Source organism: Nonomuraea sp. NPDC005501, from assembly GCF_040605905.1.
Classification (GTDB): Bacteria; Actinomycetota; Actinomycetes; order Streptosporangiales; family Streptosporangiaceae; genus Nonomuraea.
Genome location: NZ_JBEXDT010000165.1, coordinates 1 through 10,334, shown reverse-complemented (window position 1 = coordinate 10,334; position 10,334 = coordinate 1). Strand labels below are relative to the sequence as shown.

Sequence of the window (10,334 nt, the reverse complement as noted above, 5' to 3'; positions counted from 1 at the left end):
CGCCGGTCTGCTCATCACCCTCACCCTGCCACGCCTGCGCCGCGACGTCCCCGGCACCGAGCGACCCGAGCCGTCCCGCGCGACCACCGGCTGAGTATCCGGCGGCACAGTCCGCAGGTGCTCCAGCCGCCTCTTGATCCACCATGAGCGATCACGGCAGAGCGCCCGGTCCGGCCCGACCGGGCGGTCACACCCGGCTCGCGGCGCATCTCGTCCAGCACGGCCAAGGCGCTGCGCCAGCGGAGATCCGTGGCGCGCACGGACCTGGCCCGGTTGCGTGGGGTTGCCATGTGTTGTCGCCCTTCTTTATGCTCGATGCACGAGTTTAATCGTAGGAGGACGCTGTGACACGACGAACGGATCTCGCGGCGATCGAAGCGATCCTGCTGGACATGGACGGCACTCTCGTGGACTCCGACGCCTCGGTCGAGCGGGCCTGGTCGATCTGGGCCAAGGAGTACGGCGTCGACCCCGGCGCGGTACTCGACATCGCTCATGGAAGCCCGGCCGCGCGTACGGTGCGGCGGCTGCTTCCCGCCCTGGACGACGAGGCCGTCATGGCGGCGGCGCAGCGGCAGCACGCCCTGCAGTACGAAGACCTGGCAGACGTCACGGCGGCGCCCGGCGCGCGCCTCCTGCTCGCCACGCTGGACCGGCTCCAGCTGCCGTGGGCTGTGGTGACCAGCGCCGACGGACGGCTGGCGAAGGCACGCCTGCACGCGGCGGGGATCGATCCGCCCGTCCTGCTGACGATCGACGACGTACGGGCGGGCAAACCCGATCCCGAGGGCTACCTGGAGGCCGCGCGCCGACTTCGCGTCGCACCGTCCGCCTGCCTGGTGGTGGAGGACTCCGAGCCCGGGCTGGCCGCGGGCCGGGCGGCGGGCATGCCGACCGCGGCCCTGCGGGGGTTGGACGGCGACCTGTCCCTGCCCGGCCTCGGCCGGCTGGCTCACCTGCTGCAGCGCTCGCGGGTCCGGCCGTGGTGGCGCGACGCCGTGGGCTACCAGGTGTACCTTCCGTCGTTCGCGGACAGCACCGGTGACGGCTGGGGAGACCTGACCGGGGTGAGCGCGCGGCTGGACCACCTGGAACGGCTCGGGGTGGAGGTGGTGTGGCTGACGCCCTTCTACCGCTCGCCGATGCGGGACCACGGCTACGACATCGCCGACTACCGGGCCGTGGACCCGTCGTTCGGCGGGCAGGCGGCCCTCGACGGGCTGCTGGCGCAGGCGCACCGGCGCGGCATGCGGGTGATCGGCGACCTGGTTGTCAACCACACCAGCGACGCCCACCCATGGTTCGTCGCCGCCTCCGCCTGCGCGGCCGACCCGCACCGCGACTACTACATCTGGCGCGACCCGGCCCCGGACGGCGGCCCGCCCAACAACTGGCTGTCCCATTTCGGCGGTCCCGCCTGGACGTTCAGCCCGGCGACCGGCCAGTACTACCTGCACCTGTTCCGTCCCGAACAGCCCGACCTGAACTGGCGCAACCCGGCGCTGGCGGCCGAGATCGACGCGATCGCCGAGTACTGGCTGAGCCGCGGGCTGGACGGCTTCCGCATCGACACCGCCGGCTACCTCGTCAAGGACGCGGGCCTGCGGGACAACCCGCCGCTGCCCGCCGGCCGGATCCTGCCGGCACGTGGGGTGACCATGGACTGGCGCCGCCAGGAGCATCGCCATGACATCCACCAGCCCGGCGTGCACGCCATCCACGAGCGGTGGCGGCGGATCGCCGACCGGCACGACGCCTTCCTGGTCGGCGAGGTCTACGAGCTCGATCCCCGGGCGCTCGCGCGTTTCGTGGAAGGCGAGCGGCTGCACTCGTCGTTCTGGTTCGGGCTGGTGGAGACCGATTGGGACGCCGACCGGATCGACACCATGATCGAGAGCGCTGTGCTGGCGTCGCCGCGGCTGTCCTGGGTGCAGGGCAACCATGATCGTTCCCGCGCCGTCACCCGGTTCGGCGGTGGGCTGCGGGGAAGGCGCCGCTCACTGGCGCTGCACGCGCTCATGGCGTTGCTGCCGGGAACCTTCTGGCTGTACCAGGGCGAGGAGCTCGGCCTGGGTGACGGGCGGGTGTCGCCCGGCCACGGCGCCGATCCGCTGGGCGCGGCCCAGCCGGAGGAAAGCCGCGACGTCGCGCGCACCCCCATGCCGTGGCGGCCCGGCCCGGGGCTGGGGTTCACCACAGGGCACCCCTGGCTTCCCGACGGCGCGCGCGGCGACGGCGAGACCGTTGCGGCACAGCAGGACGACCCCACATCCCACCTGAACACCCTCGGCCGGTTGCTGGCCACCAGGCGCCGGCTGACGCACGTGCTGGCCGCCACCGACGACGTGCGCAGAGTCAGGCTCACCGCACCGGTGACCGCCTACCGCCGGGGAGCACTCTGGGCGGTGGCGAACCTCCGGGACACCCCTGTCGCCGATCTGCACCTGCCGGCCCCAGCGGTGTTCGACACCGACGATCCCGGCGTCACCCCCGACCGGCCCAGGACCGGCTACGCACGCCTCGCGCCGCAGCAGGCGCTCCTCCTGGCCGGAGAATGACCGCCACATGCCGGAGGCCGCTCCCATGCTCATCACCGAATGATCCGACGAGGAAGGCAGCATGTCCGACCATGTGACCCCGTTCCGTCTCGACGTCCCCGAGCCCGTACTGGCCGACCTGCGCGAACGGCTGCGGCGCACGCGGTGGCCCGAGAAGGAGACGGTCGAGGACTGGTCGCAGGGCGTCCCGCTGGGCTACCTGCGAGAGTTGTGCCGGTACTGGGCCGATGAGTACGACTGGCGGGCCACCGAACGGCGCCTGAACGCGCTGCCGCAGTTCCGCACCTCCATCGACGGCCTCGGGATCCACTTCCTTCACGTCCGCTCGCCACACCAGGACGCGATGCCGATCGTCCTGACCCACGGATGGCCGGGCTCGATCGTGGAGTTCCTCAAAGTGGTCGGACCGCTCACCGACCCGACCGCCTACGGCGGCGACGCCCGCGACGCCTTCCACGTCGTCTGCCCATCCCTGCCCGGCTACGGCTTCAGCGACAAACCGGACCACCGTGGCTGGGGCGTCGAGCGGATCGCCGACGCCTGGATCACGCTGATGGCCCGCCTCGGCTACGACCGCTACGGCGCACAGGGCTCCGACTGGGGCACGACCATCACCACGCTCATCGGCCTGCGGGATCCCGCCCACGTGGCAGGCATCCACCTCGTCCCGCCGCTGGCGGCCCCGGATCCGGCCACGTTCGACGACCTCACCGCCGCCGAGCAGGCCGCCATCGCCGACCTGGAACGAGGCCAGGAGAGCGAGGACGGATACTCACTGGAGCAGTCCACCCGGCCACAGACCATCGGCTACGGACTCCTCGACTCACCGGCACTGCTGTGCGCCTGGATCATCGAGAAGTTCCGCGCCTGGACCGACAGTGACGGCCACCCCGAGAACGCCCTCACCTGCGACGAACTCCTCGACAACCTCATGTTCTACTGGCTACCCGGCACCGGCGCATCCGCCGCCCGGCTCTACTGGGAGAGCTTCAAGCCCGTCCAACGGCTCTTCACCACCGAGACAACGGACCTGGTGACCGTCCCGGCAGGATGCTCGATCTTCCCCAAGGAGAACCCCCGGCCGTCCCGGCGGTGGGCCGAGAAACGCTTCGCCAACATCCTGCACTGGAACGAACCGGACAAGGGTGGCCACTTCGCCGCGTTCGAGCAACCCGGCCTGTTCGTCGAGGAACTACGGACCTTCTTCCGCATGCTCCGCTGACCGCACAACAGCTGCTGTGGCGAACGCCTACCGCCGCGGGCCTCCGCTGGGATCCATGGGGCTCGACCGAAGCAGTTCAGCTCACCATCTCCTCGACCACACCGGCACCGCCGTCGACACCCAGGAACTGACCCGGGTCGGCTTCGGAGGCAGCACGGTGATCAACCGCAAGGACTTCGGCATCACCTACGACGCCGTGCTGGAGACCGACCGAGGCGATGATCTCCGAGGAGCACACGCTCGAGTTCGACCTGTCTGCCGTCAAGACCGCTGACCTGTCGGAAGGCCCACATATGCGCAAGCTCGCCATCCCCTGCCCAGCCCGCCGTCCCGGCACCTCCTGGTACGGCCCAACTGGTCCCGGGAGGCTTCGCCGGCCAAAGCACCCTGCGGCAGATCATCCGACTCAGCGCCGGCGGAACCACCGAACGAATCAGGCTCTCCAACGTCTACGGCGCCAGTCCACTGACCATCGACACAGCCGCCATTGCCCGACCTGGGCAGGAAACCGCCACGCGCCGCTCGCGCGTTCTGACCTTCGCCGGACACCGGCAGGCCGTCGTCCCGCCTGGCCAGGAACGCCTCAGCGATCCGGTCCGGTCTGCCGCCTGCGGCAGTGGACCCCGTTCCCGGACTTCGTTGGCGACCGGGTGGTGGGGGCGAATGCTCCAGTAACTGGCCCCGTCGAGTCACGCAGGCACCCGTAGGAGACTGAGCTATGGATCTTCGAGCCCATGCCGACGCATGGCTGGCAGCGTGGAAGCAACGCGATCTCGATGCGATCTTGGCCTGCTACGCGGAGAACGTGGACTTTGTCGCCCCTACCGTGGTGCGCCGCTGGGGACGTGCCGATGGCCGATTGCATGGCAAGGCAGAGCTGCGCAGGCACTTCGAGCTCGGACTGGAACTGGCCCCGGGTTTGACCTTCACCGAGGAAGCGCTGCTGACCAGCCCGGGCGGCTACGCACTGCTTTACCGACGTGAGAACGGCAACCGTGCCCTCGATGTCGTCGAACTGGACCAGCACGGTCACGCCGCCCGCGTCAATGCCTTCTATGCAGGCCCACAGCAATGATCCAACTCGTCATGATGAAAACGGCTCTTCTGGCCTCTTGTCATGCCGTCGAGATCAGGTACGGGGCCGTCAAGAAAATCCGGGTCCTTCCCGCCATCCAGACGCCGGAGCCCCATCCGTTCCAGGCAGGCCACCACGTAGATGCCCGTCGACGGGTTGCACGTCCTGCAGCAGAGAGGCTGGGACGGCCGGCGCTTCCGCCTCACCGTCGACCTGCCACACCGCCGGCGCGCAGTGGACGCCCACCCATTCGTAGCCGTGATCCAGCCACCGCGAATGCGGTCACGGCGACGGTCGGGGAGTTCCTGTCGTGGTGCTGCCTGCAGGACTGGGTTGCCGCCGACGATCGTGGGCGCGCTGTCGCGGCCGAAGTATCTGCGGTTTCTGCCAGCGGGGGTCGATGCGGGCGGTCAGCTTCTCGCGTATGTGCAGCCCGCTCCCGATGGCCTGATGCGAGTGCACGAAGGATCACTGTCAGTCGCCACGTAGTTCCTTGATGACTGCAAGAGCGTCATCCACCAGGTCGATGGGGCAGCCCCAGTAGTCGTAGATTCCTCCCCTGGCACGGTTGCTGCCGCAGATGACGAATACGCCGGTCCCCAGCTGAACTTTGAGACGGGTGGCCAGCCAGCCGACGAAGCCACTGTTGTCCAGGTCGGCGGGGAAATGGAAGGAGAAGACTCCGAATTGTTCGACGCCGTCGTGCTCCTGGGCGAACGGGATCAAGGCGCTCCAGCTCTCGTTGTCCCGGACCACCGCCAGTGTGTCACCGGTAAGGGCTGGTGGGCGGTCGGCCGGAGACTCCTGGAAACACCAGACGCCGTTGTGCACGACGAGCCGGGCTGCCGCGATCACGCGTCGTAGGCGTGCTTCCGTCTGCTCCGCAGTCTCCACGCTGACGCTGACCATGGGTGGGTCTCCTCGTTCCAGGTGGCTGATCCACTCTGAGATCTTGGCGGTCGCGCCTGGGTAGGAGGCTTCCCGGCCCTGGCGACGATCTTCACAACATCGTCGCCGACGTGCTGATTCCGTCGCCGACGTGCTGATTCCCGTCGCGTTCACGGCGAGCCAGGTATGCTCTGACATTCTCAAGATCGACGGTGACCGGCCGATCGCAGGAACGACGGACCGGTGACGGCGGCGTTCCAGATCTCGCTGCTGGCGTGACCTCGCTTCATGAGCTTGCCGCCGTCGGAGGTCACCGCGGCGCCGACCTCGAAGGCGCTCTCGTAGACCAGGCGGCCCTCGTCCACCTCCGAGGAGGACACTGTTGGCGAATGATCAAAGACTGGCTACGAGGGAATCCACTCACCCTCCGGGCCAGCATTCGACCTCACCTCGGCGGCGACGCCACGGCTCCGCAGCCGAGTCTTCAGAAACTCCATCTCCGCCAGCGTCCCGACCAAGCCGGTGTCAGTGAGCTCGTCGGCCAGTTCACGAGCCTGGGGAAGCGACACCCCCCAGACCTCCCGCAGAACCTTCAAGACCGAGACCGGGCTCGGCGCCGGACCGACCACACGCAACCGGCTCGGCCCATGTTCCGCCAGCAGGGCACTGCGGACATCCTCCGGCGCCTTGCCCGGGCCTGAGTGCTCGCACCAGCCAGCACCGCAGGTCCTGCAGGAGACCTCGGCATCCCACCACAGCTGCCCGCAGTCGATGAACTGGTTCACCTGGCGGACCAAGGTGCCCCCGCAACCACCACAACGCGATTCGATCTTCGCCGTCTGCCCCGTCATCCCGACACCAACGCTCCTCACGCCGCCACGAGCTGACGGGCTCGGTTGGCTAATACTCGTTCACGTCACATCGTATAGATCGCCAACTGAGGTCAGAGATTTCATTCGGCTGAAGCCAAGACCGTTCGAGACAAAGGCAAAGCGGCCCCATGACGATCAGGATCCGTGACGAGCTGGGAGTGCTGTTCGAAGGTGAGGACTTCGCCGAAGCGTTCTAGACTCGCGGGCAGCCCGCCCTGTCGGCGGCACGGCTCGCGCTGGTGTCGATCCTGGCTCGTCGGCGGTGCTGATGATCCGCGCAGCCTCCATGACGCTGCTGTCTACCAGATCGCGCCCTCATGGAGTCGTGCTGCCCAGAGGCGAAACGACTCCCCGAGTCGCGGCCGAGGGACTGGGAGGTGGCGTATGCCGCGAGAGGAGATTCGCGTAGTGATAACCGCACTCGGGGACTTGGCGCGAGTAATCCGGGAGGCCGATCCGCTGGACAAGGCGGAGCTGTACGCCCAGATCGGGCTGCGACTGACGTACCGACCCCAGAAACGACTCGTGGAGGCTCAGGTTGCCCCTAGCCTCCACGTGTGCACAAGGTTTGTGTCCGAGGACCGAGCCCGACCCCCGCCGCCGCCCTCCCACCGACGTCGGCAACCGCGTCCGCGAACCGGGGCGCGGGTGGTCAGGCGTCCGCCGTCAGGACGGCCGCGCCGGCCCGCGTCTCCGCGACCAGGAAGTCCACCACGTCCTCCATCCGCCCCCGCCGGGCGAGCACCTCGCGCTGGCGCGCGGCCGAGCTGCCGCGCGCCGTCGCCTCCCGCGCCAGCCCCGACACCAGCTCCCAGTCACCCGCGTCCTCCAGGTACGGGCGCAGGTCGTCCACCAGCCGCAGCACCACCTCCCCGGCCGGCCGGGGCGTGCCCTCGACGGGGTCCACCAGCTCGCCCTCCAGGCCCGAGCGCGCCGCCTGCCACGTCGCCGCCCGCACCGGCTCCAGCTGCACCTCGCCTCCCGGGTCACGCCGGGCGGCCTCCAGCTCCCGCGCCACCAGCGCCCGGAACAGCCCGGCGATCAGCACGATGTCGTCCACCCGCGGGCACGCGTCGCAGACCCGCAGCTCCACGGTCGGCACGTGCGCCGACGGCCGGACGTCGAAGTAGATCATCCCCGGGTCGCTGATCACCCCGGAGCGCACCAGGTCCTCCACCATCCCCTCGTACTCGGCGGCAGAGCCGTACCGGCTCATCGGCCCGGCGGTGGGCCAGCGCTGCCACACCATCGTGCGGTAGCTCGCGTACCCCGTGTCCGCCCCCAGCCAGTACGGCGAGCTGCAGCTGAGCGCGAGCAGCGGCGGCAGCCACGGCGTCACCCGGTGCGACACCAGCACGGCCAGGTCGCGGTCGGCCACCTCGGCGTGCACCTGCGTGCCGCAGATGAGCTGCTCCCGGGTGAGGAGCTGGTAGTCGTCGAGCATCTGCTCGTAACGGGGATCGGGGGAGACCTTCATCCGGTCCGCGTCGCCCAGCGGCACGCTGCCCGCCGCGACGATGCCCAGGCCCAGCTCGTCGGCGACGCCCGTCAGCGTCGAACGCAGCTCGATCAGGTCCCGCGCCAGGTCCTGGAGCCCCGTGACGGGCTTGCTGTTGGCCTCCACGGCCGACCGTTGCAGCTCCCGCGTGAACCGGTCCTCCGGCAACCGCTCCAGCAGGGCACCGGACCGGGAGACCAGGTGCCGGGTGCCGGAGTCGACGATGTGGAACTCCTCCTCGACTCCGACGGCGATCTCACGTGCGGAACTCGTCATGGGGGCCACTCCTGGGGTTGGTCGGCGTGTCATTGCGCCGGTCATCTCCCCGAAAATGCGGCTTTCGCACCTCGCCCTGGCGTGCGCCCCCTTCCGCGCCGGGGCGTCAGGCCGGCGTGAGCGGGCCGCGGCGCTCGCGCGCCGAGAGATGGTCGTCCAGCCCCGCGGCGGCGAGCAGCCGCTCGGCCGACGGGGAGAGATGAGCGAGGCTGAGGGTGCCGCCCCTGCTCTGCAACGATCGTTTGAGCGCCATCAGCACGCGCAGCCCGGAGCAGTCGATGAACGACACCTGGCTGAGGTCGACCTCCAGCGCGGACACGGACTGGTGCTCGATCATGGTGTTCAGGCTCTTCTTCAGAAGCTCGGCGGTGGCGAGGTCGATCTCACCCTGCAGGTGCGCGACGGTGCGCCTGGTCTCGGTTTCCACGGTGACGTTCAGCGACTCCATCGCATCCTCCAGATGGATCGGCCGGCGCGGACTCGACAAAAGCTGCGTTGCACCGCAGGCCACCACATTCGTCTCCCAGCTGTCACCCTCGGATCCGTAAAATTCGCGCCTCCGTTGGCCGACGGTCCCCACGAACCCCCGTGGCGGGCGGTGGAACCGAGGCCGCCGGAAGCCGCTCCCGGAGACGCCCGTAGGGGGCAGATCAAGAGGCGCGGCGGGCGTGTCTGGGTAAGGTCGACGGCGTGTCCACCTTTCTGTATGGACTGTCACAAGCATCGGGTGAGCATCCGGCGGCGTGGTGGTTGGCCAAGTCGGGAAAGCTGCTCCAGTTTCTCGCCGGACTGGCGGTCGCACTCGATCTCGTAGGTCGCGAGCGGTTACGGAGGGCCCACAAGCGGGCGACGCGACAACGCGCATTACTTCGTGAGATCCGGGAGTTCGCGAAGTACGACCACCTGCCGAAACAGCTGGCCGAGACGATCCTGGGCGCACCGATCGAGGCCCCCGTCGTCCCGGGCACCATTCCTGTCAACGGATCTGTCATTCCTCATGTCAAGGGGTATCGGTTCTCCGTTTCTCCACCCGCGGCGGTGCCGCCGCTGCTGTCCGCCGCCGATGTCAAGGAATTCATCGAACGGGCGAGCACCCGAATCAGAGCGGAATGCCCGTGCAGCGAGCAGCACGACGAACGCATATGCCCTGACCAGGCGATATTCATCGAGACGTCAGCCGTACAGGAGGTCGCTCGCCGGCTCGGCTTGTCGGACCAGGCGCATTCTTTCCTGGCCGCGCAACACAGGAGGTACGGCCCCGATGGGGGTCTGTCCGGCTGCGTCATTCCCTTGATGGTTACGGTCGGTGCGGCAGGGGTCGCCGCTTTCTTCCTCGCCCTGCGACAGGTCATCCCGGCAGTCGTGGGGTGGGCCGTTTTCGTCGCCGGAAGCGCCTTCGCGATGGCCCTGCAACATCGGCGGGTCAGAATCAACACCCATGTGCGCGTGACCGTGGCCGCCGTACGGGTCCTGAGTTCCTGGGGCCTGTTCCTCCTCGGGCGGCAGGCCACCGGCGATCCGGTGAAATGGGCGGCCCTGGTTCTGTTCATCGCGGGGTCGATAGTGGACCTCGTGTGGGGGTGAACCGCTGTCCCTCGCACGCGCCTGCCGCGTCGCCGTCGCCGGGGCACCCGGTGCCGGACCGCTAAGGCCGCCAGATCCTCTCGTAGGCGGCCTGGTAGCCGGGCGGGTCCCAGGACGTGGCGGTGCCCACGTTGGTCGCCGTCGTCAGGTGGACGGGCGGGACGTAGCCGCTCGGCGGTACGCCGGCGAACGCCCGGTTCAGCTCGTCGACGATCTGGTGGCCCTGCGCGCCCAGCGGCTCGGGGACGGTCGCCGCCTGGTACTGGCGGGCGCGGATCCGCTCGAACGCCGACGGGTCGCCGTCGCCCGCGCCGATGGCGTACGGGGCGCCCGCCAGTACCAGGCGGCGACCGTCCCCGAG

11 protein-coding genes are annotated in these 10,334 nt (G+C 69.2%); 5 read left to right on the top strand and 6 right to left on the bottom strand.

Translation table 11 applies throughout. The features are described from left to right. Nucleotides 1-344 precede the first annotated feature (344 nt). From ABZS51_RS41200 to ABZS51_RS41185, 4 genes are all read left to right on the top strand, one after another. Nucleotides 345-2,558, top strand: coding sequence for an HAD-IA family hydrolase (locus tag ABZS51_RS41200; protein ID WP_355453376.1), 2,214 nt, complete (start codon nt 345-347; stop codon nt 2,556-2,558). A 61-nt stretch (nt 2,559-2,619) separates the two neighbouring features. Next, nucleotides 2,620-3,780 (top strand): epoxide hydrolase family protein, encoded by a 1,161-nt coding sequence (locus ABZS51_RS41195; protein ID WP_355453373.1) that lies wholly within the window; start codon nt 2,620-2,622, stop codon nt 3,778-3,780. 55 nt (nt 3,781-3,835) lie between these two features. Continuing rightward, entirely contained in the window at nt 3,836-4,054 is a 219-nt protein-coding gene (locus tag ABZS51_RS41190) for a hypothetical protein (RefSeq protein WP_355453370.1), read from the top strand. 444 nt (nt 4,055-4,498) lie between these two features. Continuing rightward, complete coding sequence (locus ABZS51_RS41185; RefSeq protein WP_355453368.1) at nt 4,499-4,855, top strand: nuclear transport factor 2 family protein; 357 nt, start codon at nt 4,499-4,501, stop codon at nt 4,853-4,855. A gap of 474 nt (nt 4,856-5,329) precedes the next feature. Here ABZS51_RS41185 and ABZS51_RS41180 read toward each other — a convergent pair whose 3' ends face one another. From ABZS51_RS41180 to ABZS51_RS41160, 5 genes are all read right to left on the bottom strand, one after another. Beyond that, entirely contained in the window at nt 5,330-5,764 is a 435-nt protein-coding gene (locus ABZS51_RS41180; RefSeq protein ID WP_355453365.1) for a DUF6196 family protein, read from the bottom strand. A gap of 179 nt (nt 5,765-5,943) precedes the next feature. Further along, nucleotides 5,944-6,123, bottom strand: coding sequence for a hypothetical protein (locus ABZS51_RS41175; protein WP_355453362.1), 180 nt, complete (start codon nt 6,121-6,123; stop codon nt 5,944-5,946). 24 nt (nt 6,124-6,147) lie between these two features. Then, entirely contained in the window at nt 6,148-6,528 is a 381-nt protein-coding gene (locus tag ABZS51_RS41170; protein ID WP_355453359.1) for a hypothetical protein, read from the bottom strand. Nucleotides 6,529-7,267: 739 nt separating this feature from the next. Beyond that, nucleotides 7,268-8,389, bottom strand: coding sequence for a glutamate--cysteine ligase (locus tag ABZS51_RS41165; protein WP_355453356.1), 1,122 nt, complete (start codon nt 8,387-8,389; stop codon nt 7,268-7,270). A 106-nt stretch (nt 8,390-8,495) separates the two neighbouring features. Beyond that, the gene (locus ABZS51_RS41160) at nt 8,496-8,837 is read right to left on the bottom strand and encodes an STAS domain-containing protein (RefSeq protein WP_355453353.1); all 342 of its coding nucleotides are present in this window, start codon (nt 8,835-8,837) and stop codon (nt 8,496-8,498) included. 242 nt (nt 8,838-9,079) lie between these two features. On the opposite strand from ABZS51_RS41160, the gene ABZS51_RS41155 reads away from it, so the two are divergent. Further along, nucleotides 9,080-9,973 (top strand): hypothetical protein, encoded by an 894-nt coding sequence (locus ABZS51_RS41155; RefSeq protein ID WP_355453350.1) that lies wholly within the window; start codon nt 9,080-9,082, stop codon nt 9,971-9,973. 61 nt (nt 9,974-10,034) lie between these two features. Here the strand turns inward: ABZS51_RS41155 and ABZS51_RS41150 are convergent. Next, nucleotides 10,035-10,334, bottom strand: a 300-nt coding sequence (locus tag ABZS51_RS41150) for a hypothetical protein (protein WP_355453347.1), incomplete at its 5' end; no start/stop codon positions are given.

Bases quoted from the DNA above. Each gene is read 5' to 3' on its own strand.
- ABZS51_RS41185 (WP_355453368.1), top strand. From the start codon at position 4,499: ATGGATCTTCGAGCCCATGCCGACGCATGGCTGGCAGCGTGGAAGCAA.
- ABZS51_RS41180 (WP_355453365.1), bottom strand. From the start codon at position 5,764: ATGGTCAGCGTCAGCGTGGAGACTGCGGAGCAGACGGAAGCACGCCTA.
- ABZS51_RS41160 (WP_355453353.1), bottom strand. From the start codon at position 8,837: ATGGAGTCGCTGAACGTCACCGTGGAAACCGAGACCAGGCGCACCGTC.
- ABZS51_RS41190 (WP_355453370.1), top strand. From the start codon at position 3,836: ATGGGGCTCGACCGAAGCAGTTCAGCTCACCATCTCCTCGACCACACC.
- ABZS51_RS41195 (WP_355453373.1), top strand. From the start codon at position 2,620: ATGTCCGACCATGTGACCCCGTTCCGTCTCGACGTCCCCGAGCCCGTA.
- ABZS51_RS41165 (WP_355453356.1), bottom strand. From the start codon at position 8,389: ATGACGAGTTCCGCACGTGAGATCGCCGTCGGAGTCGAGGAGGAGTTC.